The organism is Comamonas trifloxystrobinivorans (assembly GCF_043359985.1).
Taxonomy (GTDB): domain Bacteria; phylum Pseudomonadota; class Gammaproteobacteria; order Burkholderiales; family Burkholderiaceae_C; genus Comamonas; species Comamonas trifloxystrobinivorans.
Genome location: NZ_JBHZGV010000004.1, coordinates 22,590 through 48,094 on the forward strand (window position 1 = coordinate 22,590; position 25,505 = coordinate 48,094).

General features: G+C 60.3%; 26 protein-coding genes. 16 read left to right on the forward strand and 10 right to left on the reverse strand.

What is annotated here, in order from left to right; genetic code table 11:
• Nucleotides 1–6: 6 nt before the first annotated feature.
• Nucleotides 7–576, forward strand: a complete 570-nt coding sequence (locus ACFIQF_RS04945) for a glycerol-3-phosphate responsive antiterminator (RefSeq protein WP_393940725.1) — start codon at nucleotides 7–9, stop codon at nucleotides 574–576.
• 188 nt (nucleotides 577–764) lie between these two features.
• Here the strand turns inward: ACFIQF_RS04945 and ACFIQF_RS04950 are convergent, their stop codons facing one another.
• Nucleotides 765–1,667 (reverse strand): LysR family transcriptional regulator, encoded by a 903-nt coding sequence (locus ACFIQF_RS04950; protein WP_393940727.1) that lies wholly within the window; start codon nucleotides 1,665–1,667, stop codon nucleotides 765–767.
• Nucleotides 1,668–1,869: 202 nt separating this feature from the next.
• Between ACFIQF_RS04950 and ACFIQF_RS04955 the strand changes: the two genes are divergently transcribed.
• The 4 genes from ACFIQF_RS04955 to ACFIQF_RS04970 all read left to right on the forward strand — a co-directional run bounded on the left by ACFIQF_RS04955 (nucleotide 1,870) and on the right by ACFIQF_RS04970 (nucleotide 5,621).
• On the forward strand, nucleotides 1,870–2,871 hold the full coding sequence (locus ACFIQF_RS04955; protein ID WP_393940729.1) for a Bug family tripartite tricarboxylate transporter substrate binding protein: 1,002 nt from the start codon (nucleotides 1,870–1,872) through the stop codon (nucleotides 2,869–2,871).
• A gap of 8 nt (nucleotides 2,872–2,879) precedes the next feature.
• Nucleotides 2,880–3,947 (forward strand): NAD/NADP octopine/nopaline dehydrogenase family protein, encoded by a 1,068-nt coding sequence (locus ACFIQF_RS04960; RefSeq protein ID WP_393940731.1) that lies wholly within the window; start codon nucleotides 2,880–2,882, stop codon nucleotides 3,945–3,947.
• A 145-nt stretch (nucleotides 3,948–4,092) separates the two neighbouring features.
• A complete protein-coding gene (locus ACFIQF_RS04965) occupies nucleotides 4,093–4,521 on the forward strand; it encodes a Rid family detoxifying hydrolase (protein ID WP_393940733.1) in 429 nt (142 codons plus the stop codon).
• Nucleotides 4,522–4,643: 122 nt separating this feature from the next.
• A complete protein-coding gene (locus tag ACFIQF_RS04970) occupies nucleotides 4,644–5,621 on the forward strand; it encodes a PLP-dependent cysteine synthase family protein (protein WP_393940734.1) in 978 nt (325 codons plus the stop codon).
• Nucleotides 5,622–5,840: 219 nt separating this feature from the next.
• Here ACFIQF_RS04970 and ACFIQF_RS04975 read toward each other — a convergent pair whose 3' ends face one another.
• Together ACFIQF_RS04975 and ACFIQF_RS04980 are read right to left on the reverse strand one after the other, a co-directional pair.
• A complete protein-coding gene (locus ACFIQF_RS04975; RefSeq protein ID WP_393940735.1) occupies nucleotides 5,841–7,253 on the reverse strand; it encodes a pseudouridine synthase in 1,413 nt (470 codons plus the stop codon).
• Nucleotides 7,254–7,356: 103 nt separating this feature from the next.
• Nucleotides 7,357–8,103 carry a Crp/Fnr family transcriptional regulator gene (locus tag ACFIQF_RS04980; protein WP_393940736.1) on the reverse strand — a complete coding sequence of 249 codons (747 nt, stop codon included), beginning with the start codon at nucleotides 8,101–8,103 and terminating at the stop codon, nucleotides 7,357–7,359.
• Nucleotides 8,104–8,221: 118 nt separating this feature from the next.
• Between ACFIQF_RS04980 and ACFIQF_RS04985 the strand changes: the two genes are divergently transcribed.
• From ACFIQF_RS04985 to ACFIQF_RS05030, 10 genes are all read left to right on the forward strand, one after another.
• Nucleotides 8,222–8,476, forward strand: coding sequence for an acyl-CoA-binding protein (locus tag ACFIQF_RS04985; protein WP_393940737.1), 255 nt, complete (start codon nucleotides 8,222–8,224; stop codon nucleotides 8,474–8,476).
• A 271-nt stretch (nucleotides 8,477–8,747) separates the two neighbouring features.
• Complete coding sequence (locus ACFIQF_RS04990; protein WP_393940738.1) at nucleotides 8,748–10,694, forward strand: AMP-dependent synthetase/ligase; 1,947 nt, start codon at nucleotides 8,748–8,750, stop codon at nucleotides 10,692–10,694.
• 16 nt (nucleotides 10,695–10,710) lie between these two features.
• Complete coding sequence (locus ACFIQF_RS04995) at nucleotides 10,711–11,496, forward strand: ABC transporter ATP-binding protein (protein ID WP_393940740.1); 786 nt, start codon at nucleotides 10,711–10,713, stop codon at nucleotides 11,494–11,496.
• A gap of 24 nt (nucleotides 11,497–11,520) precedes the next feature.
• Nucleotides 11,521–12,450 (forward strand): branched-chain amino acid ABC transporter permease, encoded by a 930-nt coding sequence (locus ACFIQF_RS05000; RefSeq protein ID WP_393940741.1) that lies wholly within the window; start codon nucleotides 11,521–11,523, stop codon nucleotides 12,448–12,450.
• Nucleotides 12,447–12,581, forward strand: a complete 135-nt coding sequence (locus ACFIQF_RS05005) for a hypothetical protein (RefSeq protein WP_393940743.1) — start codon at nucleotides 12,447–12,449, stop codon at nucleotides 12,579–12,581. The genes ACFIQF_RS05000 and ACFIQF_RS05005 overlap by 4 nt, the downstream gene beginning before the upstream one ends.
• 23 nt (nucleotides 12,582–12,604) lie before the next feature.
• Complete coding sequence (locus tag ACFIQF_RS05010; protein WP_393940744.1) at nucleotides 12,605–13,669, forward strand: branched-chain amino acid ABC transporter permease; 1,065 nt, start codon at nucleotides 12,605–12,607, stop codon at nucleotides 13,667–13,669.
• A gap of 72 nt (nucleotides 13,670–13,741) precedes the next feature.
• Nucleotides 13,742–15,055, forward strand: coding sequence for an ABC transporter substrate-binding protein (locus tag ACFIQF_RS05015; protein ID WP_393940746.1), 1,314 nt, complete (start codon nucleotides 13,742–13,744; stop codon nucleotides 15,053–15,055).
• Between the two features lie 121 nt (nucleotides 15,056–15,176).
• Nucleotides 15,177–16,019 carry an ABC transporter ATP-binding protein gene (locus ACFIQF_RS05020; protein ID WP_393940747.1) on the forward strand — a complete coding sequence of 281 codons (843 nt, stop codon included), beginning with the start codon at nucleotides 15,177–15,179 and terminating at the stop codon, nucleotides 16,017–16,019.
• Between the two features lie 170 nt (nucleotides 16,020–16,189).
• On the forward strand, nucleotides 16,190–17,449 hold the full coding sequence (locus ACFIQF_RS05025; RefSeq protein ID WP_393940749.1) for a phenylacetate--CoA ligase family protein: 1,260 nt from the start codon (nucleotides 16,190–16,192) through the stop codon (nucleotides 17,447–17,449).
• A gap of 200 nt (nucleotides 17,450–17,649) precedes the next feature.
• On the forward strand, nucleotides 17,650–17,886 hold the full coding sequence (locus ACFIQF_RS05030) for a hypothetical protein (RefSeq protein WP_393940751.1): 237 nt from the start codon (nucleotides 17,650–17,652) through the stop codon (nucleotides 17,884–17,886).
• 109 nt (nucleotides 17,887–17,995) lie between these two features.
• Here ACFIQF_RS05030 and ACFIQF_RS05035 read toward each other — a convergent pair whose 3' ends face one another.
• The 4 genes from ACFIQF_RS05035 to tkt form a co-directional block, all read right to left on the reverse strand.
• Entirely contained in the window at nucleotides 17,996–18,403 is a 408-nt protein-coding gene (locus ACFIQF_RS05035; protein ID WP_393940753.1) for an OsmC family protein, read from the reverse strand.
• Nucleotides 18,404–19,005: 602 nt separating this feature from the next.
• Nucleotides 19,006–20,004, reverse strand: coding sequence for a type I glyceraldehyde-3-phosphate dehydrogenase (gene gap / locus ACFIQF_RS05040; RefSeq protein WP_393940755.1), 999 nt, complete (start codon nucleotides 20,002–20,004; stop codon nucleotides 19,006–19,008).
• Between the two features lie 310 nt (nucleotides 20,005–20,314).
• Nucleotides 20,315–20,863 carry a hypothetical protein gene (locus ACFIQF_RS05045; protein WP_393940757.1) on the reverse strand — a complete coding sequence of 183 codons (549 nt, stop codon included), beginning with the start codon at nucleotides 20,861–20,863 and terminating at the stop codon, nucleotides 20,315–20,317.
• A 93-nt stretch (nucleotides 20,864–20,956) separates the two neighbouring features.
• Entirely contained in the window at nucleotides 20,957–22,996 is a 2,040-nt protein-coding gene (gene tkt / locus ACFIQF_RS05050; RefSeq protein ID WP_393940759.1) for a transketolase, read from the reverse strand.
• A 228-nt stretch (nucleotides 22,997–23,224) separates the two neighbouring features.
• On the opposite strand from tkt, the gene ACFIQF_RS05055 reads away from it, so the two are divergent.
• Entirely contained in the window at nucleotides 23,225–23,737 is a 513-nt protein-coding gene (locus tag ACFIQF_RS05055) for a PepSY domain-containing protein (protein ID WP_393940761.1), read from the forward strand.
• A 124-nt stretch (nucleotides 23,738–23,861) separates the two neighbouring features.
• Here the strand turns inward: ACFIQF_RS05055 and ACFIQF_RS05060 are convergent, their stop codons facing one another.
• The 3 genes from ACFIQF_RS05060 to ACFIQF_RS05070 form a co-directional block, all read right to left on the reverse strand.
• Entirely contained in the window at nucleotides 23,862–24,302 is a 441-nt protein-coding gene (locus ACFIQF_RS05060) for a DNA-binding protein (protein WP_393940763.1), read from the reverse strand.
• Nucleotides 24,268–24,867, reverse strand: coding sequence for a MarR family transcriptional regulator (locus tag ACFIQF_RS05065; protein WP_393940764.1), 600 nt, complete (start codon nucleotides 24,865–24,867; stop codon nucleotides 24,268–24,270). The genes ACFIQF_RS05060 and ACFIQF_RS05065 overlap by 35 nt, the downstream gene beginning before the upstream one ends.
• 100 nt (nucleotides 24,868–24,967) lie before the next feature.
• Nucleotides 24,968–25,486, reverse strand: a complete 519-nt coding sequence (locus tag ACFIQF_RS05070) for a GNAT family N-acetyltransferase (RefSeq protein ID WP_393940766.1) — start codon at nucleotides 25,484–25,486, stop codon at nucleotides 24,968–24,970.
• Nucleotides 25,487–25,505 lie beyond the last annotated feature (19 nt).

A 25,505-nucleotide genomic window follows, 5' to 3' on the forward strand; every position in this document is an offset into this window, starting at 1 on the left:
GCTAGTATGGACCGCTCCCTTGGTGCAAGGCTTGCCCGGCACCCCGTCATGGCAACCCTCTATGGTGCAGACCAGATGGGAGCGTTCCTGGCCAGCAAGGCGGAAGTGGCCATCGTCGCCAATATCGAGTTGCGCAAGTTGCGGCTGGTGGTCTCGACCATCACCAAGGCCGACAAGCTGGCCATTGTCAACATCGACAGCTGCGACGGCATCTCTCAGGACAAAGGCGCCGTCGACTACCTGGTCGACATCGGCGCCAGCAGCCTGCTGTCTACGCGCATGGCCACCGTCCAGCGCGCCAACAAGGCCGGCCTGCTGACCATGCTCAAAGTCTTCGTGACCGACCGCTCCACCTGGCCGCGCAGCATCAAGGCCATCGAGCAAAGCGATCCAAACCTCGTACAGATCATGCCCGCGCCCATGCTGGCCCACATCACCGAAGCAGAAAAACAAGCCATGCCCCCCATCGTGGCCTCCGGCTTCATCTGCAACCAGGAACAAGTCGCCCTGGCCTTGCGCTCCGGCGCATGCGCAGTATCAAGCAGCGACGCAGAGCTGTGGTCGCCTGGCGGTTGATGGGTGCTTGGGGCTTGGGGCCTGCGATGTAGCGCTTATGTGGACGGGGTTGGCAAGCTTTAAACCCGCAACACCCATTTCCGAGGCAGGATGCGTTTGGCCTCGGCGCGGGCCATGTCGATGAGATAAAAACTGCCACCTTCCCCTAAGAAGGTGGCTGCTATTCGTTGACGGTGCAAGGTTGAGAATTAGGCCACTACTTCTTCGAATAGTGTGGCAGATATCTGTTTGAGCTCTTTGATCACAACCTTCATGGCAGGTGTAATGGGACGATTGCGTGCAGTAGCCATTACCGAGCGAATGCGAAAATCTGCCCCTAGCGTGTGCCCGACGATGCTTCCTGCGGCCAACTCTCGGTAGATTGACAATTTGGAGACGATCGCCGCTGCACGTTGTGTCGCAATGATCTCCTTGGTGATCTCAATATCGTCAATTTCATATGCGGCATTTAGTTCTAGCTGATGTTTGGCAGCCCAAATATCAATTTGCCGGCGAAGGCCCTGCCCCGGACTAGGAAGTCGTAGCGGAACCCCATTGAGATCAGGAATGGAATCTCTGCTGAACCGCAATGTGAAGTCGGGATGAGCGGCTAGAACTACCTTGGCCGATCCCAGCTCGTCGAGCAACAACTGTGACGACATGCCTATATCGCTCAGTACACCAATGTCAACCTGCGCATGCAGCACCCATTCGTACACGTAACGCGAGTTGCCACTGATCAGCCGCACCTGAACGTGAGGGTATTTTTCCTGAACAGCATCTAAAAGTCTAAGACCCGCCGCATGCATGAACGAAGGCGACAGAGCAATGTCTACCGGACCTGATGGTTCGCGACCCTGGTCTCCAGCCGCGCTCAGCGCCTCTTCCAATTGCAACAATGCCGGACGCAAAGTGCTCTGTAAGCGATCGCCAGCAAGCGTCAGGCTGACACCGCGACCATGTCGGTACAACAGTGGGGTGCCGCAGATCTCTTCTAGCTCCTTGATATGCCGACTCACTTGTGATTGTGGAATTCCCAAGACACTGGCAGCACTGGACAAGCCGCCAGATTCAGCGACCATCAGGAAAGTTTGCAGAATTCGCGTGTTCATTCGACATGGCAGGTAGTGCCACCCGGCAGCACGGCAAGTTAACCGGCTTCGTCGAAATGGCTATGTAATCTTAGCGTCTCGCCGCCCCTAGAACCCCTGATCAGCCCTGCATGCAGTAGATATCTGTCATCTATTTTCAGGACTTTATTTCGAAGTCTGCTCTCAGAATAATCGGCTCATCTCCAACTAAAGAAAAAATTCGATGAGACGCCTGACTGTTCTTCACAACCACGCTGCGAGATATGGCGCGGTCATCGCTCTGATTGCGCACACCTTCGCGCCATTCAATACCGCCATCGCACAGGAATCGTCCAAGCCAATCCGCCTTTTGGTTCCTTTCGCGCCTGGAGGCTCGCAAGACATTATTGGTCGCTATCTAGCATCACAGCTGGCGGGGCGTCTCCCGGGCCCGATGATTGTTGAAAACAAGAGCGGTGCAGGCGGCGTAATTGCAGCCGATGCAGTAGTCAAGGCGCCAGCGGATGGCTCCACACTGCTTTTGGCAACGGGTGGTTCCATCACGATCGCTCCGCACCTGATGTCCAAAATGCCATACAAGGCGCAACAAGATCTGGTACCTGTCGCGATGGTGGCAGACACGCCAATGGTCATTGGCGTTCGGACTCAGAGCCACTTTCGCTCTTTGGCCGATTTACTCAAAGCAGCAAAAGCCGCACCAGACAAGCTTGCCTACGCATCCACAGGTACAGGAACGGTATCTCACTTGACTGGCGAACTCTTAGCCCAGGGCGCCGAAGTGAAGTTGACACATGTTCCTTATCGTGGCGCAGCCCCAGCCATCATCGATCTCATCAGTGGAAATGTAGATGCCATCGTGACGAGCGCCGCATCTATCGAACCCATGGTGCAGAGCGGGAAAGCTCGGGTTCTCGGCACCTTTACCAATGCGCCCCTGCAAAGCCTGCCAGGTACTCCAACCGTACAAAGCGCTACAGGCCTTACTGGTCTAGCGATACCGGTATGGGTCGGAGTCATGGCTTCTGCAAAAACACCTCAAGCAACAATTGCCCGTCTCACCGAAGAAACCCTGAAAGTCTGCCAGCTACCCGAGACCAAGAAACGTCTTCAGGATGCAGGAGCAGAAGTGAGCTGCGTTGGAAGCCAAGAGTTTGCTCAACTCATCGCAGAGGACTCACAACGTTGGTCGGACGTCGTCAAGCGCGGCAACATCAAGAGCGAATAAAGAAATATATGAAAGTAGGAATTGTTGGAACCGGCGGCATCGCGTTAGGTAGCGCAGTGTGGATGTTTCATCGTGGCCATGATGTTTCGCTTTGGTCCCCGCGTGGTGGGGGTGCCGACTTACTGCGCGAGCAAGCTCTGAATTCCACTGGTGTTCTTGAAGCCAGCGTACACGTCGAGGTTGCAAGTACTGCAGAGGAACTCACGCTGGGCAAGGATGTGCTGCTGATTGCAGTCCCAGTCAATTGGCATCGCACCGTAATGGATTCGCTAGTCCCTCACTTGAAGGCGGGACAGCTGGTTATTGTCAGCTCCATGAGCTCACTTTCGGCCCTCTATCTGTATGAGGCAGCATTGGAGCGAGGTATTCCTATCTCCGTGGCTAGTTTCGGCACCACAGTTCTCACGGCACGCCGGCAAGACGGTGCCAATGTGAAGATCATGACCAGGCGCACATCGCTCGGCGTTTCTTGTCTGCCTCGTTCATCACAAGATGCTGCACTTGCAGCTTGCGAAGCACTGTTCGGCAGCGGATTTACCCTTGACGAGAACGCACTGGCGTCTGCGCTGACCAATATCAATCCCGTCGCTCATGGTCCTTTGGCGCTTTTCAATTGGACAAGAATTGAGCGCGGAGAAAACTGGCCTCAATACCATTTCATGACCCCTCGTGTTGCAGCGGTGATTACACAGCTCGACAGCGAGCGCCGGGCGGTGGCCAATGCGTTCGGATTACAGGTGAGAACGATCGAGCGGCATTTTGCCCAGTCCTTTAATACGGAGTCTGAGCAGCTCTCCGATATCGCATCTGAACTGCATCGCATGCGTGGTGGCCCGCCTGGCCCCACAGATACCCAGACGCGCTTCCTATCGGAAGATATTCCATACGGACTCGTGTTCACACTCGCGTTGAGCCATGTTGCCCAAGTTCCTGCTCCGGCTACTGAAGCAACTGCAGCCATGGCAGGCCTGATCGTCGGCGAAGACTTCACTGCGATGAACGATTTGATTTTTGCGCTGCGACTGCCCGCGGAATCCGTCAGCGGCTTGCTAACCCGCGTCAATGCCAGTAGATGAAGTGCTCTTGCTAAAGGCACATTTCCAGAGAAAAAGCTCTGCCCCAAAAGCGGAGCAGGCAAGCATCACGACGTTCACGATACTTGGGAAACACTCACATTGGTCGTTGACTGAGAAATGTGCCCTATATACAAAATAGGAAAAAATGAAGTCTTCTCGCGATCAAGCTTTGGCGTGCAAAAGCAAGTTCAATGCCGTCAGCACAAGCAACGCCCCGGCCGCTATTGGTCCATATTCACAAGCCATTGCAATCGGCGATCTACTTTACGTGTCTGGCCAGCTTCCGCTGTCACTGGATGGCAAAGATATGCCCGCTGACATTGGCGATCAGGCACGCTTGTCACTGCAAAACATTGAAGGAATCGGCCGCAGCATGGGCTGCACGGTAAAGGATGCCATCAAGCTCACCGTTTATATGACTGATCTGAGTGGCTTTGCCAAAGTCAACGAGGTAATGACATCCATGTTGACTGCACCCTATCCTGCACGCGCCACCGTCGAAGTTGCTGGACTCCCCAAATCTGCACAAATTGAAATAGAAGCAATTTTGGCGCTTCCCACCCAACAGGAATAAGCACAGTGCATCTTCCAAACTCCTGGACATCGGACGCTGTCCAACGCATTTCCCGTGACTTCTGTCGCTCAGCCGATACCCATATCATTCCGCTGAACTTGCCTGGGTTTCAGAACATCTCGATGTATATCAAAGATGAGTCTACCCATCCTACAGGCAGCCTCAAGCATCGACTTGCTCGCTCACTATTCTTGTATGCCTTGTGCAATGGCTGGGTGCGTGAAGGAACGACCGTCATTGAAGCGTCATCGGGGAGCACTGCAGTGTCGGAAGCCTATTTCGCACGCATGCTCGGACTTCCGTTTATTGCGGTCATGCCGCGCTCAACCTCCCCGGCAAAGATAGATCTGATCAAATTCTATGGCGGTCAATGCCATTTTGTTGATCGTGGCGATCAAATGTATGAGGAGGCAGCGAAGCTTGCGATGCAAACCGGCGGTCACTACATGGATCAGTTCACTTACGCAGAGCGGGCAACAGACTGGCGCGGCAACAACAATATTGCCGAATCTATCTTCAGCCAGCTAGCTGACGAGGTCCACCCTGTTCCGCGTTGGATTGTGACGGGAGCTGGCACCGGCGGCACTTCTGCAACGATAGGACGTTACATTCGATACCATGGTTACTCCACCCAGCTGTGCGTTGTAGACCCAGAAAATTCAGTTTTTCTGGACTACCACCGCACAGGAGACATCACGCTGGCCAACACCGAATCATCTGGCGTCGAGGGTATTGGCCGCCCCAGAGTCGAACCATCCTTTATTCCCGGTGTCGTTGATCGAATGATGCTTGTGCGCACCGTTGACTCCTATGCCGCGATGCAGTATTTGGCAAAGCTAACCGGGAAACGTTACGGAGGCTCTACCGGAACGGATTTTTATGGAGCACTCCAACTTGCCTGTGAAATGGAAAAGGCAGGAGAAACCGGCTCTTTGGTCTTTCTGGCCTGCGATGGCGGTGACCGATATCTTGATACCTACTATGACGATGTATGGCTGGCATCACAAGGTCATGAGCTTGGTCCAAAAATACTCGAAATCCAAAGGCTCTGCGAAACAGGCGAGTGGATTTCAGAGGACTGCCCAGCTGAAATCTTGTAGCAGCTGACCTACTGATGCACTAAAGCATTGCTGTTCCAAAGCGGTCGCTGGGAAGCAATCGTTTAGCGATCAGCAAATGTGACCATCGACAGTTGGCCGGTGCTGGCTATCAACCGAGGTGGCATCCACGAGCAGCAGTTCTCTCAGCCAAAAAAGGCCGCCTTCATCGCAGAAGGCGGCCTTTTTTATCAGCTGGTTGCTTGGCCGTTATGGCCGGGCTCAGAACGATTCGTTCGGGCCCAGGTAGCGCCACTGACCTACGGGCAGGTTGCCCAGTACGACCTTGCCGATGCGGATGCGCTTGAGGCCCACCACGTGCAGGCCTACGGCTTCGCACATGCGGCGGATCTGGCGTTTTTTGCCTTCGCGCAGCACAAAGCGCAGTTGCTCGGGGTTTTGCCAATCGACTTCGGCGGGCAGCAGGGCTTCGCCGTCGAGCGAGAGGCCGTGGCGCAGCAGGGCCAGTTTGTCGGCGGGGAAGTGCGCTTGCACGTCTTTTTCAATGTTGTCGTAGACCACGCGCACCAGGTACTCTTTGTCGACCTCGGAGTCTTCGCCAATGATGTGCTTGGCCACGCGGCCGTCCTGGGTGAGCACCAGCAGGCCGACGGAGTCGATGTCCAGACGGCCGCAAGGCGCCAGGCCCTTGAGCTGGCTGAAGTTGAAACGGGTTTTGCTGTGGTCTTCGCGCCAGTGGTTGGGTGGGTTGACCAACACCACGGCGGGTTCGTGGCCGTCTTCGGCCTGGCCGCTGACGTAGCCCATGGGCTTGTGCAGCAAGATGGTGACTTGCTGCGCCTGCTGCTCTTGCGCTTCGCGCTGGATTTCGATCTTGTCGGTCACGCTCACGAGCTGGCCCATGGTGGCGACTTCACCGTTCACCAGCACCCAGCCGTTTTCGATCCAGGCATCGCCTTCGCGGCGCGAGCACAGGCCCAGATCAGACAGGCGCTTGTTCACGCGCAGCTGGCCTTCGGCCTTGAGTTGTACGTTTTGCGCCTGCGCAGCAGCGGTTTGCATGGTGCGAGGCGTCTCATCTGCGCGCCAGACGTTGGCTGGCGTGGGGCGCTGTGCACCACCGGGGCGTGCCGCACCGCGGTCGCCACGATCGCCGCGTTCTGGGCGATTGCCACGGTCAAAGCGGTCGCCATCACGGCTGGGACGATCTCCCCGGTCCGCACTAGGGCGACCGAAGCTGGGACGATCGCCACCTGGGCGGCCGTCACGACCACCTTCGCGGCGGTCACCGCCGGCAAAACCACGGTCGCCGTAACCGCCACGGTCACTACCTCGGTCTACACCAGGGCGGCCATAGCTGGGGCGATCACCACCTGGGCGGCCGTCACGGCTGCCTTCGCGGCGGTCACCACCGGCAAAGCCACGGTCGCCATAGCCAGCACGGTCCGAGCTGGGGCGACCAGCGCCTGGGCGGCCACCACCCGAGCGAGCGCCAGCACCGCCACGGTCAGAGCCCGAGCGCGCAGCACCACCGCCGGCGGGCCGGCTGCGGCCGGCATCGCGCGAGGCGGGCTGGGGCGCAGGGGCGGGCTTGCGGCTGAGGCTCAGTTTTTTACGGCCTTCGCCTTCGGGGGCGGAGTTTCCGGACGATTCGGGGGCAGGTGCATTTGGCATAGCCCGCTATTGTCGCGCGGAATGCCCTGGTGCCTATAGGCAGCAAGCCAGCGCCAGAGCCGCTTTCAGGGGCATTCTGGGGGCGGTGCCAGCGCGGCTACAGCTATTCCGACGCAGGCACCGATTCCGCACCCGTATGGCCATGCCAGCCGCGGCCGCGCAGCGCAGGCAGGTCGATCACGCGCAGACCGCCGTATTCGATACGAATGGAGCCTTGCTGCTGCAGCGCGGCCAGCGCCTCGTTCACCCGCTGGCGCGAAAGGCCCACCAGGTACGCCAGCTCTTGCTGGGTGATGCGCAGCACGTCGCTCACGCCGGGGTAGAGCACGGGATTGAACAAGGCGGCCAAGGTGCGCGCCACGCGCTCTTCGGGGCGGTTGAGTCGGTCGATTTCGCGGGCGCTGATGAACTGCGCCAGCCGCTCGTTGAGCTGGTACATGACAAAGCGGTTGAAGCCCAGCGAGTGGTCGAGCAGCCAGTGGAAGGTTTCCACCGGTATGCCGCCCACCACGCTTTTGCGCAGCGCCTGGATGTCGTAACGGTAGATTTCGCGCTTGAGCGCCGTGCCTTCGCCAAACCAGCCGGTGCGCGGCAGGCCGGCAAAAGTCATGGTGCGGCCTTCGCTGTCCTCGGCGCTCATTTTCAGCAAGCCTTCGATTACGCCAAACCAGTAGGTGACCGGGCGGCCCACGCGGCACACGTATTCGCCGGCCTCGGCATCGGTCACCACCAGCTTGCGTACCGCGTATTCGCGCTCGCTTGGCTGCAGCACGCGCAGCCACGGAATGTCCGCCAGCTCATCGGCATAGGCGGCTCGGCGGCGGTGGTACAGACTGGCAACTTGGTTCATGGGCCGCAAGGTTGCCCCAGGCAGCCGCCTCTGCAAATAGGGAAGCCACTGAGGGGCGGCCGCCCGCTGTCGCTTTGGGGGCAGCTACACTGGTTGCCACTTTTTTGCAGGAGACACCATGACCGATCTGAACGCTGCTTTCGAGGCTGCCAAGGCCGCTTCGATGAACCTGAGCGAGCGCCCCGACAACCAGACTTTGCTCAAGCTCTATGGCCTGTACAAGCAGGGCGCGGTGGGCGACAACAACGAGCCCAAGCCCGGTTTTACCGATTTTGTGGCCTCGGCCAAGTGGAACGCCTGGAACCAGCTCAAGGGCCTGGCACAAGAGGATGCCAAGCAGCAGTACATCGATCTGGTGGAATCGCTGGAGTGACGGCCCGCTGCCACCCCTCGCGCCCATGCGTGTAACGGCCTGCGGGCCGTTTTTTATTGCGCGAAATCAATGCTGTATTGCAACATGCAAATTTCGTATCGCGCGGACGACAAGCGCCGTATCAGCGCAGGAAAACACCGAGAGTGCTTACCCTAGGATTGTCGTCATAAAGACAAAATAGCGTCAAAGTAGCTTCTACATTCCGTGTCAAGACGACGGGCTGCCGCTAACGGCGGTTCCGATCCATAAAAAACGGCTGAGGAGACAGCGCATGTCCACTACCTTTCCCAAGCTCTTGCTGCAGCACGCCGCCAGCCGGCCGCATGACGCTGCTTTGCGCGAGAAGGAATACGGCATCTGGCAGACCTACCACTGGCAAGAACTGGCCACGCTGGTGTCGCATATTGCAGCCGGCCTGGCGCAAGCGGGCCTGGTGCGCGGCGAGCACATGGTGCTGATTGGCGCCAACCGCCCCCGCTTGTACGCCACCATGCTGGCCGTGCAGTCGCTGGGGGCGATTCCGGTGCCGCTGTACCAGGATGCTGTGGCGGCGGAATGTGTTTTCCCGCTCAACAACGCCGAGGTGCGCTTTTGCCTGGTGGAAGACCAGGAGCAGGTGGACAAGCTGCTGGAGCTGCGCGAGCAGTGCCCGCTGATCAGCCACATCGTCTACGACGACCCACGCGGCCTGCGCAATTACAGCGAACCCGGCCTGGGCTCGCTCGACAGCCTGATTGCCGCTGGCAAGGAATACGCCAACAACCACCCCAAGTGGTTCGAGGAGCAGGTGCACGCCACCAAGAATGAAGACGTGGCCGCCATGTTCTTCACCTCGGGCACCACCGGCAACCCCAAGGGCGTGGTGCACACGCACAGCTCGCTGCTGCAAAGCGCCAGCGCGGGCGCCGAGTTCGAGAAGCTGACCGACAAGGAAGAGGTGCTGGCCTACCTGCCGCCCGCCTGGATCGGGCAGAACATTTTCAGCTACGCCCAATGGCTGGCCTGCGGTTATGTGGTGAACTGCCCCGAGTCGAGCAGCACCGTCAACATCGACCTGAAGGAAGTCGGCCCCACTTATTACTTTGCGCCGCCCCGCGTGTTTGAAGGCATTTTGACGAGCGTGATGATCCGCATGGAAGACGCGGGCACGCTCAAGCGCAAGATGTTCCACCACTTCATGGACGTGGCCAAGCGCGTGGGCCCGGCGCTGCGCGACGGCAAGGCCGTGGGCGCTCTGGACAAGCTGCAGTACAAGCTGGGCGACTGGTTTGTTTACGGCCCGCTGCGCAACAACATGGGTTTCAGCCGCGTGCGCGTGGCCTATACGGCGGGCGAGGCGATCGGCCCCGATCTGTTCACGTTTTTCCGCTCCATCGGCATCAACCTCAAGCAGTTGTACGGCTCTACCGAGACGGCGGTGTTCGTCTGCATCCAGCCCGACAACCAGGTGTTCGCCGATACCGTGGGCAACCCGATCCGGGGCGTGGAGATCAAGATGGCCGACAACGGCGAGATCCTGGTCAAGTCGCCCGGTCTGCTCAAGGAGTACTACAAAAACCCCAAGGCTACGGCCGAGGTGCTGAGCGAGGACGGCTGGTACCACACCAGCGATGCCGGCTTCATGGACAAGAGCGGCCAGCTCAAGATCATCGACCGCGTCAAGGACGTGGGCCGCCTGAAGGGCGGGCCCAACGACGGCGCCATGTTCGCGCCCAAGTACGTGGAGAACAAGCTCAAGTTCTTCCCCTTCATCAAGGAAGCGGTGGCACTGGGCGACGGGCGCGAGAAGGTTTGCGCCATGGTGAACATCGATTTCGAAGCCGTGGGCAACTGGGCCGAGCGCCAGAACCTGCCCTACGCCGGCTACACCGACCTGGCTCAAAAGCCGCAGGTGTACGCGCTGATCAAGGACTGCGTGGAAAAAGTCAACGCCGATCTGGCCACCGACGCCATGCTGGCTGGCAGCCAGGTGACGCGCTTTTTGGTGCTGCACAAAGAGCTGGACGCCGACGATGGCGAGCTGACCCGTACCAACAAGGTGCGTCGCGGCTTTATTGCCGATAAATACGGCGTGCTGGTGGAGGCGCTGTACGCCGGCCGCAGCGAGCAGTTCATCGAAACCCAGGTGAAGTTTGAAGACGGCCGCACCGGCTCTGTCAGCGCCACTTTGAAGATCGATGACAGCAAGACTTTCACGCCCGTGAAGTCGGCCGCTTGACAGGAAAGACCACACCATGACGACTAAAAAAATCGGCGACGTCATTCTGGACATCAAGAACATCAGCCTGCGTTTTGGCGGTGTGAAGGCCTTGACCGACATCTCCTTCAATGTGCGCGAGCACGAGATCCGCTCGATCATCGGCCCCAACGGCGCGGGCAAGAGCTCCATGCTCAACTGCATCAACGGCGTGTACACGCCGTCCGAGGGCTCGATCACCTTCCGTGGCCAGACTTTTGACCACATGAACAGCCGCCAGGTGGCCGAGATGGGCGTGGCCCGTACTTTCCAGAACCTGGCGCTGTTCAAGGGCATGAGCGTGATCGACAACATCATGACCGGCCGCAATCTGAAGATCAAAAGCAATCTGCTGATGCAGGCCCTGCGCATCGGCCCGGCCCAGCGCGAAGAGATGGCGCAGCGCGAGTTTGTTGAGCACATCATCGACTTTCTGGAAATCCAGGCCTTCCGCAAAACGCCGGTCGGCCAACTGCCCTACGGCCTGCAAAAGCGCGTTGACCTGGGCCGCGCCCTGGCCATGGAGCCGCAGGTGCTGCTGCTCGACGAGCCGATGGCGGGCATGAACGTGGAGGAAAAGCAGGACATGTGCCGCTTCATCCTCGACGTGAACGACGAGTTCGGCACCACCATCGTGCTGATCGAGCACGACATGGGCGTGGTGATGGACATCAGCGACCGCGTGGTGGTGCTCGACTACGGCAAGAAGATTGGCGACGGCGCCCCCGATGAGGTGCGCAGCAACGAAGACGTGATCCGCGCCTACCTCGGCGCAGGCCACTAAAAGCAGAGCAGCAGGAGACAAGCAATGGCATTTTTTCTCGAAACTCTGTTTGGCGGCCTGATGGTAGGCATGCTCTACGCGCTGATCGCGCTGGGCTTTGTGCTGATCTTCAAGGCCTCGGGCGTTTTCAACTTCGCCATGGGCGCGATGGTGCTGTTTGCCGCGCTGGCGATGGCCCGTTTCTCGGAATGGATTCCGCAGTGGCTGGGCATGACGCCAGGCTTTCTCTCGATCACGCTGGCGCTGATCGTGTCGATGCTGATCATGGTGGTGGTGGCCTGGTGCATTGAGCGCTTTGCGCTGCGCTACCTGGTGAACCAAGAGCCGATTTCGCTCTTGATGGCCACGCTGGGTATCGCCTACTTCCTCGACGGCCTGGGCCCGCTGATCTTCGGCTCGGCCGTGTACAGCATCAACGTGGGCATGCCCAAAGATCCGATGTTCGTGCTGGAGGGCATGTTCCAGGGCGGCGTGCTGATCAGCCAGGAAGACCTGTATGCCGCCGCCATTGCCGCCGTGCTGGTGGTGTGCCTGAGCGTGTTCTTCCAAAAAACCAAGACCGGCCGCGCCCTGCGTGCGGTGGCCGACGACCACCAAGCCGCGCAATCGATCGGTATTCCGCTCTCGCGCATCTGGGTCATCGTCTGGTCGGTGGCCGGTTGCGTGGCCCTGGTGGTCGGCATCATCTGGGGCAGCAAGCTGGGCGTGCAGTACTCGCTGTCACTGGTGGCCTTGAAGGCGCTACCGGTGGTGATTCTGGGCGGCCTGACCTCGGTGCCCGGCGCGATTGTGGGCGGCCTGATCATCGGCATCGGCGAGAAGCTGTCCGAGGTCTACCTCGGCCCCATGGTCGGCGGCGGCATCGAAACCTGGTTCGCTTACGGCCTGGCTCTGTGCTTCCTCTTGTTCAGACCCCAAGGATTGTTTGGGGACAAAATTATTGACCGCGTATGAAATACGAGTACAAGAATTTTGCGAAATCGGCGCAGGCTTTGCGCCGCAAAGACTGCAAGTGCGGCGCTATGCCGCTGCACTTGGCTGCCGCAGGCAGCGCCCCTGTGTACAAGATCATCGACCGCGTGTAACTGGCAACTGGAGACTCTGACCTATGTTTTATCGTGAAAATGGCCAGTTCAAAACCAGCTACGCGGCCGACCAGCAAATCTTCCCGGTGCTGCAGGACAAGTGGGCCATCATCGCCATCTTGCTGGTGGCCTTTCTGGTGGTGCCGTTCGGCTTCAGCGACTACACCTTCAAGGCGGTGCTGATTCCCTTCCTCATCATGTCGCTGGGCGCCATCGGCCTCAACATCCTGGTGGGCTACTGCGGACAGATCTCGCTCGGCACCGGCGCCTTCATGGCAGCGGGCGCTTATGCGGCCTACAACTTCCATGTGCGCTTTGAAGGCATGCCGCTGATCTTCTCGCTGATCGGTGGCGGCCTGGTGGCCATGCTGATCGGCGTGCTGTTCGGCCTGCCCAGCCTGCGCATTCGCGGCCTGTACCTGGCCGTGGCCACGCTGGCCGCCCAGTTCTTTGTGGACTGGCTCACCAGCCGCGCCGCCTGGGTCACCAACAACTCCTCGTCGGGTTCGGTGAGCGCTGGCAAGCTGTCCTTCTTTGGCCTGGCCATTGAGACGCCCGTGCAAAAGTACCTGTTCTGCCTGAGCGTGCTGTGCGTGCTGGGCCTGCTGGCCAAGAACCTGGTGCGCAGCGCCGTGGGCCGCGAGTGGATGGCCATGCGCGATATGGACGTGGCTGCCAGCGTGATCGGTATCCGCCCCATGTACGCCAAGCTCTCGGCCTTTGCGGTGAGCAGCTTCATCGTCGGCGTGGCCGGCGCGCTGTGGGGCTTTGTCCACCTGGGTGCCTGGGAGCCGGCCGCTTTCAGCCTGGATCGCTCGTTCCAGCTGCTGTTCATGATCATCATCGGCGGCCTGGGCTCCATCGTCGGCAGCATTTTTGGCGCCGCCTTCTTCGTGCTGCTGCCGATCTTTTTGACCCAGGTGCCGCACTGGCTGGGCCTGCCGATTTCCACCGCCACCGCCACCTACCTGGAGCACATGGTGTTTGGCGCCCTGATCGTGTTTTTCCTGATTGTCGAGCCGCACGGATTGGCCAAGCTGTGGGCAACGGCCCGCCAGAAGCTGCGTCTGTGGCCGTTCCCTCATTGATTTTTTCCAGAGCAACGCAGAGTGTTCGTAAGCGGGGTCATCAGCCCCATACATCCCAAAGGAGATAGAACCATGTCTTTCAAAAAAGCTGTGATCGCCGCTGCTACCGCAGCACTGGGTATGGGGGCACTGATTGCCGCCCCCGCCGCGCAAGCCCAAGAGCAGTTTGTGCCGCTGCTGGTGTACCGCACCGGCCAGTTCGCACCGCTGGGTATTCCATGGGGTGACGGCAAGCAGGATTACCTCAAGCTGGTCAATGCCAAGGGCGGCATCAACGGCGTGAAGATCGCGTTCGAAGAGTGCGAAACCGCTTACGACACGGCCAAGGGCGTGGAATGCTACGAGCGCCTCAAAGGCAAGGGCGGCGGTGCTTCGGGCTTTGACACGCAATCGACCGGCATTACCTTTGCCGTGACCGACAAGGCCGCTGGCGACAAGATGCCCGTGGTCACGCCCGGCTATGGCCTGTCGCAATCGGCCGACGGCAAGGTCTTCGAGTGGAACTTCCCGCTGCTGGGCAACTACTGGACGGCGGCTGACTCGATGATCCAGGACATCCTGAAAAAGGAAAAGGGCAACCTCAAGGGCAAGAAGATCGCCTTGGTCTACCACGATTCGCCTTACGGCAAAGAGCCCATCCCACTGCTGGAAAAGCGTGCCGCCAAAGAAGGCTTTGAGCTGATGAAGCTGCCAGTGACCGCGCCTGGCGTGGAGCAAAAATCCACCTGGCTGCAGATCCGCCAGAACCGCCCTGACTACGTGCTGCTGTGGTCGGCCGGCGTGATGACGCCCACCGCCGTGCGCGAAGCCCAGGCCACCGGCTACCCACGCGAGAAGATGTACGCCATCTGGTGGGGCGGCTCAGACCACGACGTGAAGGACATCGGTGCCGGCGCCAAGGGCTACAACACCGTGACCATCCACAACACGGCCGACCGCGACAAGGTGCATGACGAAGTCAAGGCCACGCTGTACGACAAGGGCCAGGGCACCGCCAAGGACGCCGCCGAACTGGGCCAGCTGGCCCACACCCGCGGCATGATGATTGCCATGCTGCAGGTTGAAGCCATCCGCACCGCGCAAGAGAAGTTCGGCAAGGGCAAGGTGATGAACCCCGAGCAAGTGCGCTGGGGCCTGGAAAACCTGAACCTGACGCAAGAGCGCCTGAACGAGCTGGGCTTTGGCAAGATCATTCGCCCCTTCAAGACCAGCTGCGACAACCACCTGGGCGCTGACTGGGCCCGTATCGCCACCTGGGACGGCAGCAAGTTCAATGTGAACTCGGACTGGTACCAATCGGACAAAACCTTGATCGCACCGCTGGTCAAGGAATACGCCGAAAAGTACGCTAAAGAGAAAAACGTGACCCCACGTTCCTGCAGCTAAACCCTGCCCGGCCGGGTGCCGGCCCGCATGGCGGGCACCCGGTCTGTTTTCCCCAGACATCGCCTGTAATGCTTGTGAAACAAGCGCTACCAGCTATCAATTTTGAGATCTAGGTGACGGCATGACCGCTTCTCCGCAAACCCCATCCACTGCCTCTGCCGCCGCTGCGCCGCTCTTGGTCGTCAACGGTATCGAGGTGATCTACAACCATGTGATCCTGGTGCTCAAGGGGGTGTCGCTGTCGGTGCCGCGCGAATCGATCGTGGCCATTCTCGGCGGCAACGGCGCAGGCAAAACCACCACCTTGCGCGCCATCTCCAACCTGCTCAAGGGCGAGCGCGGCGAGGTCACCAAGGGCAGTATCGAGCTCGAAGGCGAGCGCATCGAGGCGCTGTCGCCGTCCGACCTGGTCAAACGCGGTGTGGTGCAGGTCATGGAAGGCCGCCACTGCTTTGCCCACCTGACCATTGAAGAAAACCTGCTCACCGGCAGCTACACCCGCACCAGCAAGGCCGAGATCGCGGCCAACCTGGAAAAGGTCTACAACTATTTCCCGCGCCTCAAAACGCGCCGCACCAGCCAGGCCGCCTACACCTCGGGCGGCGAGCAGCAAATGTGCGCCATTGGCCGCGCGCTGATGAGCAACCCGCGCATGGTGTTGTTAGACGAGCCATCGATGGGCCTGGCGCCACAGATCGTCGAAGAAGTGTTCAACATCGTCCAAGACCTGAACCAGAAGGAAAAAGTGACCTTCGTGCTGGCCGAGCAGAACACCAATATGGCGCTGAAGTACGCTGATTACGGCTACATCATGGAGAGCGGCCGCATCATGATGGACGGCGCCGCCAGCGACCTGGCCAACAACGAGGACGTGAAAGAGTTCTACCTCGGCATGGGTGGCGGCGAGCGCAAGAGTTTCAAAGATGTCAAGAGCTACAAGCGCCGCAAGCGCTGGTTGGCCTAACCCCCCTGAGGCGCTGCGCGCCATCCCCCCGAAGGGGGACGACACCCTCGGTGCGGGGCGGCCCTTCCTCGGTGTCCTTGCCTTGGGCCGCGCCAGTTGCCAGCACTCGCCCACGGGGTGAGCCTCGAAAACTCTCTGTTGCATCTGCCCCATTTTTCACAGGACCAGCCATGAACAATTTTTATGAAGATCGGGAAACCCGCAGCCGTGCGGAGCGCGAAGCCGATTTGATGGCCCGCCTGCCCCAGCAGATCGCCCATGCGCAGCAAAACTCGCGCGCCTTCGCCGCCATTTTGCAAGGCGTGGATGCGGCCAGCATCACCAGCCGCGAAGCGCTGGCGGCCTTGCCGGTGACGCGCAAGTACGAGCTGCTGGAGCGCCAGCAGGCCGAACGCAGCAAAGCCACGGGCAGCGGCGTTTTTGGCGGCTTCAACGCCGTGCCGTTTGGCTCGGGCATGCCACGCATGTTTGCCAGCCCCGGCCCGATTTACGAGCCCGAAGGCAAGCGCCCTGATTACTGGCGCATGGCGCGCGCCATTTACGCCGCCGGCTTTCGTGCGGGCGAGCTGGTGCACAACAGCTTCAGCTACCACTTTGTGCCTGCGGGTTCGATGATGGAATCGGGCGCACAGGCGCTGGGTGCCACGGTGTTCCCGGCAGGTACGGGCCAGACCGAGCAACAAGTGCAAGCGATGAGCGATTTGAAGCCGCACGGCTACATCGGCACGCCCAGTTTTCTGAAAATCATCCTCGAAAAGGCCGAGGCTCAGGGCCAGAAAATTGCCTCCGTCACCAAAGCCTTGGTGTCGGGCGAAGCCTGCCCGCCTTCGCTGCGCGACTGGTTTGCCAGCCACGGCGTGGCCGCCTACCAGTGCTATGCCACGGCGGATCTGGGCTTGATCGCCTACGAAACCAGCGCCCGCGAAGGTCTGGTGCTCGATGAGGACGTGATCGTCGAAATCGTCCGTCCTGGCACCGGCGACCCGGTGCCTGAAGGCGAAGTGGGCGAGCTGGTCGTGACCACGCTCAACCCCGATTACCCGCTGATCCGCTTTGGCACCGGCGACCTGTCGGCCGTGCTGCCCGGCGCCTGCCCGACCGGCCGCACCAACACCCGCATCAAGGGCTGGATGGGCCGCGCCGACCAGACCACCAAGGTGCGTGGCATGTTCGTCCACCCCGGCCAGGTGGCCGAAGTCGTCAAACGCTTTCCGCAGGTGGAGAAGGCGCGCCTGGTTGTCACCGGCGCCATGGCCAACGACCAGATGACCTTGCAGGTGGAAACGCGCGAGCTCGGTGCCGGCCTGGCCGAGCAGATTGCCGATGCCGTGCGTGAGGTGACCAAACTGCGCGCCGATGTGGCCTTGCTGATGCCCGGCGAGCTGCCCAACGACGGCAAAGTGATCGAAGATGCCCGCAGCTACGCTTGAGCTGGAGCAAGAAAAACACCTCGCATGTGTGTAGGACAGCGGCGAGACTGCCGCTGGCTTTGCATGCTCTTACATGTCTACGCCAAATCTCTGTGGTAAAAATAACCAAGGCGGCTAGAGCTACCAACCGGTAGCACAGCCGCATTTTTGTCGTGTCAGCGCCTGCCGGGTGCGCCTCAACCAATAAGGAGAGACTACCTATGACGACCGAACACCAATACCCCGAGAACTTCCAGGCCCGCGTGGTGGGCGAAGTGCAGCACCGCATTGGCGATGGCCAGCTGGAGACGATTCCCGCGCCTTTGGATGTGGATGTGGGCACCGCCATTGCCAGCTTCGTGCTGTCGTGGACTTCGGAAGGCCAGCCGGTGACCATCACCTTGTCCAAGCCCGAGTTCGAATACCACGTCGAGAACGGCAATATCGTCGTGGCCTGAAAACCGCCAGGCACTTGGCTGCAGGCCACTGCCGCCAACGCCTCACGCCCCCCCGCAAGCCGCCGCAGCGGCCTGCTCTCACGGGTGAAGCTGGCAGACCAGCCTCTGCTTACGCCAGCGCCGTAGCCACCCGCACTTCCCCTTCCAACAACTTGTGCACCGGGCAAGCCTCTGCAATTTGCAGCAGGCGCTTGCGCTGCTCGTCGCTCAAATCACCTTGCAGCGTGATGCTGCGCACAATGTCGCTGCCCTTTCCAGGCACGCCTTGCGGGTTCAACGCCAAATCCACCTTCACGCCTGTCAGCGGCCACTGCTTGCGCGCAGCGTACATCTGCAAGGTAATCGAGGTGCAAGCACCCAAAGCGGACAACAACAGCTCCATCGGCGTGGGCGCGGTATCGCCGCCACCCAACTCCACCGGCTCATCCGCAGGCCAATGGTGGCCTTGCGGATTGCTCAGGGTCACGCGGTAAGGCGTTGGTGTGCTTTGGGTAAAGGCTTTGGCTTGTTGGCTCATGCTGTCTCTTTCTGCAAAAACGGTTGACTCAACCGTTCACTGTAGCCTGCGTGGCTCGGCGTGGCTGTCGGTCAAAGCGCACTGCAGCGCGTGGTCGTTTGCCCCTGCGTGTCTGCAGCTTCGCATCTGCTCAAGCTACCGCCCCGTCACCCGCGCATTTCTCGCAGGCTGTTGGCTGTCCAGGATGTTCTCCCACACCTTTCAGCCAGCGCCTGCGGACGCAGCAAACGCCGGCGGTTTGGCTGCCGCAGGACAGCCAAACTTCGTGCTCTGACTTGCGTCATCTGTTTGAACGCAGCGCCTTGGCGCGGAGAGAGTTATGACGCACGCCGGCGTTTACTCCGATCGCAGGTTGCCCCGATTGCCCCGCTACGCGGGGCGGTCGGGGACGCTGGATGTAGGGCAGATTTTTCGCCTCCATTTTTGGCTGGGCAAAAAGGGAGGTCGCCTGCCGGGGCGAGACCCGGCCAACTGCAGCATGCAAAGCAGCCAACGCCAGTTAGAAAAACACCCTGCCAGCAGCCGCGACGGACCATAAAAAATGGCGCCTCGCAAGGCGCCATTTTTGAAGAGCTCGGCAGCACATCCGCTGCCACCGCCCCTTACTTGGCGATCACTCGCACCATCTCCAGGCACTTGTTCGAGTAACCCCACTCGTTGTCGTACCAGGACACCACCTTCACAAAGGTCTTGTCCAGGGCGATACCGGCTTCGGCGTCGAACACCGAAGTGCAGGTTTCACCGCGGAAATCGGTGGCCACAACCTTGTCTTCGGTGTAACCCAGGATGCCCTTCAGAGCACCTTGCGACTGGGCCTTCATTTCGGCGCAGATTTCTTCGTAGGTGGCTTCGCTGTTCAGTTCCACGGTCAGGTCGACCACGGACACGTCCGAGGTAGGCACGCGGAAGGACATGCCGGTCAGCTTCTTGTTCAGCTCAGGAATCACCACGCCCACGGCCTTGGCAGCGCCAGTGCTCGAAGGGATGATGTTTTCCAGAATGCCACGGCCGCCGCGCCAGTCCTTGTTCGAAGGGCCGTCCACGGTCTTTTGCGTAGCAGTGGCTGCGTGCACGGTGGTCATCAGGCCGCGCTTGATGCCCCACTTGTCGTTCAGCACCTTGGCCACGGGAGCCAGGCAGTTAGTGGTGCACGAAGCGTTGGAGATGATGGCTTGGCCAGCGTAGGTCTTGTCGTTCACGCCGTAAACGAACATGGGGGTGTCGTCCTTGGAGGGAGCCGACAGGATCACCTTCTTGGCGCCAGCGTCGATGTGCTTTTGTGCGGTTTCCTTGGTCAGGAACAGGCCGGTCGACTCGATCACCACATCGGCGCCCACTTCGTTCCACTTCAGGTTGGCGGGGTCGCGCTCTTGCGTCAGGCGGATCTTCTTGCCGTTGACGATCAGGGTGTTGCCTTCCACGGCCACGGTGCCCTGGAAGCGGCCGTGCACGCTGTCGTACTGCAGCATGTAAGCCAGGTAATCAGGCTCCAGCAGGTCGTTGATGGCAACGATCTCGATGTCGGAAAAGTTCTGCACTGCCGAGCGCAGCACGTTGCGGCCGATACGGCCAAAGCCGTTGATGCCTACCTTGATTGCCATGGTTTTCTCCAAGTAAATAGAAATTCTGGATGCCCATCCGGTTGCAGCGCAGGCCACGGTATTCGCTGCCCTGCAAACCGTCGGAGCGACAAAGCACAAGCGTCCCGGCCCTGTGTAGCTGCCGTGGCGCGTCAATCACGCGGCATATTGTAGAGGCGCGCCGGAGGACGGCGCTTTTGTGGGCCATTGCCACCGCAGGCCAACGCCCTGCCCGCTGAGCCGCCGGCGACAAGCTGGCCGACATTGCCCAGCGATTGGCATGAAAAAGGCCCCGAGATACGGGGCCGTGCGGGTTGTAGCGGGTTCAGGTTCAAGCCATGGCGGCTTCTTGCGCCTGGATGCGCTGGCGGCGCCACCACATGCCCAAGCCGCCAATGATGGCCAGCAGCACGCCGCCGCCCATCATCATCGGAGCTTCAGCGCTGCTGCGGTCGGCATCGTCTTGCATGTACTTGGCCATCTGGGCGTAGGACAGGATTTCCTTGCCATCGCCCTTGACCTCGTAGGTGTCCTTGTTGGAGCTGGTGGCGTCGTACTCAATCTCCACCACGTCGGCATTGGCCATGGCTTGCACGGCCGATTCGGGCACCAGGCTGGTCAGGCGCACCTTGAGCGCTTCACCGGTTTTGGGCTTGATGTCGAGCTCGTAATAGTGCGACTTGGATTCGCCACCGCGGCGGCGTTTTTTCGTCACCGTCACCAAGGTGGCCTGCACCATATCGCCACTGACCTTGGTCAGCGCCGACTCTTGCGGAATGCCGCCACCCGTGGCCGATTGGTAGAGCAGATAGCCACCAAAACCCAAAAGCGCGATACCTGCAAGCAGCAGGTATCGCGCATAGCCGAGGATGAAATTCATAGGACTTTCCTTCTCCTCCCCTCAGGAGGTGCTTGTTATAGGCTTGGCCAATATAGCCAGAACCTATGACAATGGAAAGTCCGAAAGTGAAACTTAGCGTTTCTGCAGAGCCACTTGCACGGTGTTGGCCACGTTTTCGGCGGTGAAACCGAAGTGCTCGAACAACACACCAGCGGGTGCCGACTCACCGAAGGTGTCGATGCCCACCACAGCGGCGCAACCGTACTTCCACCAGAAATCGGTCACACCCATTTCGACCGCCACGCGGGGCAGGCCGGCGGGCAGCACGCTGGTCTTGTACTTGGCGTCTTCCTTGTCGAAGGTCGTGGTGCTGGGCATGGAGACCACGCGCACGGCGATCTTGCGCTCGGCCAGCAGGCGTTGTGCCTTCAGGGCCAGCTGCACTTCGGAGCCGGTAGCGATGATCACGGCCTGGGCCTTTTTCTTCAGACCGATGTCCGAAGGCTCGGACAGCACGTAGGCGCCGCGGCTGATGTTGCCGATAGCTTCGCCGTTCTTCGGTGCGTAAGGCAGGTTCTGGCGCGACAGCAGCATGGCCGTAGGCTTGTTGCGGTTGGTCAGTGCCACGCTCCAGGCCACAGCGGTTTCGGTCGTATCGGCAGGGCGCCACACGTCGACGTTGGGGATCATGCGCAGGCTGGCGGCGTGCTCGATCGACTGGTGCGTCGGGCCGTCTTCACCCAGACCGATGGAGTCGTGCGTGAACACGTGCACCACGCGCAGCTTCATCAGCGCTTCCATGCGGATGGCGTTGCGGCTGTAGTCGCTGAAGGTCAGGAAGGTGCCGCCGTAAGGGATGTAGCCGCCGTGCAGCGCCACGCCGTTCATGATGGCAGCCATGCCGAACTCGCGCACACCGTAGTTGATGTGGCGGCCGATCTGGCCGTCTTCGGTCTTGACCACGTCGCCCTTGTCGTCCACGCGGAAGGCGGGGGTCGACTTGGTGTTGGTGAGGTTGGAGCCGGTCAGGTCGGCCGAGCCGCCCAGCAGCTCAGGCAGAGCCGCAGTGAAGGCTTCCAGCGCCAGCTGGCTGGCCTTGCGGCTGGCCACGGTCTCGCCCTTGGCGTGCGCGTTGGCCACGGTTTCCACGGCCACTTGGGCAAAGTTCTTGGGCAGATCGCCGGCCATGCGGCGTTGCAGCTCGGAAGCCAGCGCGGGGAAAGCCTTGGCGTATTCGGCAAACTGTGCGTCCCAGGTCTTTTCGGCCTTGGCGCCCAGCTCCTTGTGGTCCCAGGCGGTGTACACGTCGCCAGGGATCTCGAACGGGCCGTAGTCCCAGCCCAGCGCTGCGCGGGTCAGTGCAATTTCTTCAGCGCCCAGAGGCTCGCCGTGGGCCTTGCTGGTGTCTTGGCGGTTGGGGCTGCCCTTGCCAATATGGGTCTTGCAGATGATGAACGAAGGCTTGTCGCCGACCTTCTTGGCCTTGGCGATAGCGTCACTAACGGCCTTGGCGTCATGGCCGTCAATAGGGCCAATCACATCCCAGCCGTAGGCCTTGAAGCGCTCGGCCGAGTTGTCCACAAACCAGGGCTGCACCTTGCCGTCGATGGAGATGCCGTTGTCGTCGTACAGAGCAATCAGCTTGCCCAGCTTCCAGGCGCCGGCCAGAGCGCAGGCTTCGTGGCTGATGCCTTCCATCAGGCAACCATCGCCCAGGAAAACATAGGTGAAGTGGTCCACCACGTCATGGCCGGGGCGGTTGAACTCGGCAGCCAGCAGCTTTTCAGCCAGCGCAAAGCCCACGGCATTGGTGATGCCCTGGCCCAGCGGGCCGGTGGTGGTTTCCACGCCGGGGGTCACGCCCACTTCGGGGTGGCCAGGGGTCTTGCTGTGCAGCTGGCGGAAGTTCTTCAGCTCCGACATCGGCAGGTCGTAACCGCTCAGGTGCAGCAGTGCGTAAATCAGCATCGAGCCGTGGCCGTTCGAGAGAATGAAACGGTCGCGGTTGATCCAGTTGGGGTTGCTGGGGTTGTGCTTGAGGTGCTTGCTCCACAGCGCCACAGCCATGTCTGCCATGCCCATCGGGGCGCCGGGGTGACCGGAGTTGGCTTGTTGAACGGCATCCATTGCGAGTGCGCGGATCGCATTCGCCATATTCTGTGTGTTGACCATGGGAGTGGAGGGGAAAAAGAGCGACAAAGCCGGCATTTTAGCGGCGTGCCAGCAAGGCTGCGCGGCCTTCCGCACTTTGCCGTACGGGGATAGTGGGCCTACGCCTACGTGGGCAGTCGCTACTGCGGCCGAAACTGGGCTTTTGGCCGGCGCGGCACAGCAAGAACCAGACGCGCCCAGGCCTTGCGCGCTTTACGCGCTGACTTAGCATCCATGAAAGGAATTGTCATGCAACACCGCATTCGCAACACCAGCATCGCTATCGCCCTGGGTCTGGGCAGCCTGGCCGCTTTTGCCAGCACCGCCGACAAGCTGGCCGCTACGCAAGCCGCCAAAATGGATTTGAGCCAGGCCATCAGCGCCGCCCAAAGCCAGCACGGCCTGAAGGTGCTGGAGGCCGAGATTGACCTGAAGAAAAAGCAACCCGTGTTCGAGTTCAAGGGCGTGAACGCCCAGAACCAGGAGCAAAAGCTCAAGTTCAGCGGCACCGATGCCGCGCAGGTGGTAGAGAACAAGACCGAGGGCGCAGCCAACAAAAAGTACCTGGACCGCCTGGCCGCCGCCAAGGTGGGCATCAACGACGCCATCGCCACCGCCCTCAAGCACACCTCGGGCCGCGCCGTAGAAGTGGATCTGGACGACCACCTGGGCGTGCTCACCTACGACGTGAAGATCATCGACGCCAACAACAAACAAGTCGAAGTGCGCGTGAACGCTGTGGACGGCACGATCAAGCAGTAAGCACTACCGCCTCAAGCTGTGCAAAGGCCGGTTTGTCACCGGCCTTTTTCGTGCAATGTCATCGGCGCTTGGTGGATCGATTACCCAATGTGCATTGACTAACGGCGTGCTCACTGGCCAACGCTCAAGACAGCCAATCCGCGCGATGGGCCTGCAACCAGCCATGCACATGAGCCCGTAAAGCCTTGGCATTGCTCAAGCAGCTTTCTACGGTTGCTTTGGAGACCGGCTCACCGGAATAGTCCGTCAAATGGCGCTGCTTGCGCAAAGCATCGAGAGGCCAAATTTTCTCGGCAGGCCACTGCACCGTCAGCGCCAGGGTTTGAATCGCGGTTTGGTGATGGCCGGGCTTGCTGGTCAAGGTCCGATAACCATTGGCCAGAAGGCTCAGCATGGCCAGTTGCATGATGGCTTTGTAGGCGGCGTCAAACTGGTTTTCTTCACTCAGGCCCGCAATCTGTGCATCTGCGATATTGCGGTCCGCTGCAGCCAGCAACAGCGCGACTTGTTGCGCGCCGGGCTCGACGGTCTCAAGGCTGACCCCCAGCAAATTCTGCAAGCTCATCCTCAGTCCCCATCACAAAGATCTTGGGTTTGGACAGCACGTCGCGCATGAACGGCTCTTGTGCACGCGCAGCGAACTCCTGGCGGCTCAACAACTGTGGATTGATTTCTCTGCCGAGCTCTGCCTGCAAAGGCCACAGCAAGCACACCGCCTCGTCAAAGCCTATGCTGCCCACCAGCATCAGGTCAATGTCGCTGCCGGCTGTCTCTTGCCCCCGCGCAACCGAGCCGTAGATAAAAGCCAGGTCGATTTGCTCCGCCACAGGCTCCAGCGCGGTTGCCAGCACATCGGCCACGCCCGAAGTTTTGCGCAAAATGCTGGCCAGCTCTGTAAACACGGGGCAGCTTTTGTCTGCCCGGTACAGCTGCTGGTTGCCGCGCTTTTCTCGCTGCAGCAGACCAGCCGCCACCAGCTTGCCCAATTCTCTCGTGATGGTGCCCGCAGGCAAGCCGGTGCGTCTGGCAATCTCACGCCCATGCAGCTGCTCATCGGGGTGCAGCAACAGCAAACCCAACACTTGGCGCCGGTATTCCGGCAACAGCACAGCAGCGAGATATTGATTCATTTAAGGCGTCAATTGTCGCTTTTTTTGCATCAACATGCAAGACTCAGAGCAGTGCATTCCAACTTGGCGGATGCAAAAGACCGCCAGCACGGACGAAAAACTAAGCCAAATACGGCTGCACCATATACACCGCATCGTCCCCATAGCCGCGCAAGGCGGCCGCGTTCTCGGGCGACAGTGCGGCATGCAGCGCGTAGCCTTTGCGTTGCCAATACTCTTGCGAGCCTTGTACGGAAACCAGGGCTGAATAGCGCGGCGTCCAGCGCTGCGCATCGCGCCACAAGGTTTGCAAAAGCGCCGATGCCAAGCCCTGGCCGGCGCAGGCGGGGTTGACGGCCATGTCGTGCAAATACAGCGTGTCTGGCGCTGCAGCGCCCTCAAACAAGCCGTGCAAGGGCGTGATGCAGCCCAGGCTGGAGCGGTAAGCGGCCAGATAGGCCAGCACCGATCCCGCTTGCACCGCCACCAACGAGCATTGCGCAGCGCAGGCAATGCGGGCACGGTAGACATCGGCGCTTTCCATGTATTGCGCGCCGTAGCAGGCCTCTTGCACCTGCATCAGGCCATCGAGATCGGCCAGCGTCAGCGGGCGGATCTGCCATTCGGGTTCCGGGGACAAAGAAGAAAAGCGCATCGCC

Coding starts and splice junctions, on each gene's coding strand:
- ACFIQF_RS04945 (WP_393940725.1), top strand. CDS start 7: ATGGACCGCTCCCTTGGTGCAAGGCTTGCCCGGCACCCCGTCATGGCA.
- ACFIQF_RS04950 (WP_393940727.1), bottom strand. CDS start 1,667: ATGAACACGCGAATTCTGCAAACTTTCCTGATGGTCGCTGAATCTGGC.
- ACFIQF_RS04955 (WP_393940729.1), top strand. CDS start 1,870: ATGAGACGCCTGACTGTTCTTCACAACCACGCTGCGAGATATGGCGCG.
- ACFIQF_RS04960 (WP_393940731.1), top strand. CDS start 2,880: ATGAAAGTAGGAATTGTTGGAACCGGCGGCATCGCGTTAGGTAGCGCA.
- ACFIQF_RS04965 (WP_393940733.1), top strand. CDS start 4,093: ATGAAGTCTTCTCGCGATCAAGCTTTGGCGTGCAAAAGCAAGTTCAAT.
- ACFIQF_RS04970 (WP_393940734.1), top strand. CDS start 4,644: ATGTATATCAAAGATGAGTCTACCCATCCTACAGGCAGCCTCAAGCAT.
- ACFIQF_RS04975 (WP_393940735.1), bottom strand. CDS start 7,253: ATGCCAAATGCACCTGCCCCCGAATCGTCCGGAAACTCCGCCCCCGAA.
- ACFIQF_RS04980 (WP_393940736.1), bottom strand. CDS start 8,103: ATGAACCAAGTTGCCAGTCTGTACCACCGCCGCCGAGCCGCCTATGCC.
- ACFIQF_RS04985 (WP_393940737.1), top strand. CDS start 8,222: ATGACCGATCTGAACGCTGCTTTCGAGGCTGCCAAGGCCGCTTCGATG.
- ACFIQF_RS04990 (WP_393940738.1), top strand. CDS start 8,748: ATGTCCACTACCTTTCCCAAGCTCTTGCTGCAGCACGCCGCCAGCCGG.
- ACFIQF_RS04995 (WP_393940740.1), top strand. CDS start 10,711: ATGACGACTAAAAAAATCGGCGACGTCATTCTGGACATCAAGAACATC.
- ACFIQF_RS05000 (WP_393940741.1), top strand. CDS start 11,521: ATGGCATTTTTTCTCGAAACTCTGTTTGGCGGCCTGATGGTAGGCATG.
- ACFIQF_RS05005 (WP_393940743.1), top strand. CDS start 12,447: ATGAAATACGAGTACAAGAATTTTGCGAAATCGGCGCAGGCTTTGCGC.
- ACFIQF_RS05010 (WP_393940744.1), top strand. CDS start 12,605: ATGTTTTATCGTGAAAATGGCCAGTTCAAAACCAGCTACGCGGCCGAC.
- ACFIQF_RS05015 (WP_393940746.1), top strand. CDS start 13,742: ATGTCTTTCAAAAAAGCTGTGATCGCCGCTGCTACCGCAGCACTGGGT.
- ACFIQF_RS05020 (WP_393940747.1), top strand. CDS start 15,177: ATGACCGCTTCTCCGCAAACCCCATCCACTGCCTCTGCCGCCGCTGCG.
- ACFIQF_RS05025 (WP_393940749.1), top strand. CDS start 16,190: ATGAACAATTTTTATGAAGATCGGGAAACCCGCAGCCGTGCGGAGCGC.
- ACFIQF_RS05030 (WP_393940751.1), top strand. CDS start 17,650: ATGACGACCGAACACCAATACCCCGAGAACTTCCAGGCCCGCGTGGTG.
- ACFIQF_RS05035 (WP_393940753.1), bottom strand. CDS start 18,403: ATGAGCCAACAAGCCAAAGCCTTTACCCAAAGCACACCAACGCCTTAC.
- gap (WP_393940755.1), bottom strand. CDS start 20,004: ATGGCAATCAAGGTAGGCATCAACGGCTTTGGCCGTATCGGCCGCAAC.
- ACFIQF_RS05045 (WP_393940757.1), bottom strand. CDS start 20,863: ATGAATTTCATCCTCGGCTATGCGCGATACCTGCTGCTTGCAGGTATC.
- tkt (WP_393940759.1), bottom strand. CDS start 22,996: ATGGTCAACACACAGAATATGGCGAATGCGATCCGCGCACTCGCAATG.
- ACFIQF_RS05055 (WP_393940761.1), top strand. CDS start 23,225: ATGCAACACCGCATTCGCAACACCAGCATCGCTATCGCCCTGGGTCTG.
- ACFIQF_RS05060 (WP_393940763.1), bottom strand. CDS start 24,302: ATGAGCTTGCAGAATTTGCTGGGGGTCAGCCTTGAGACCGTCGAGCCC.
- ACFIQF_RS05065 (WP_393940764.1), bottom strand. CDS start 24,867: ATGAATCAATATCTCGCTGCTGTGCTGTTGCCGGAATACCGGCGCCAA.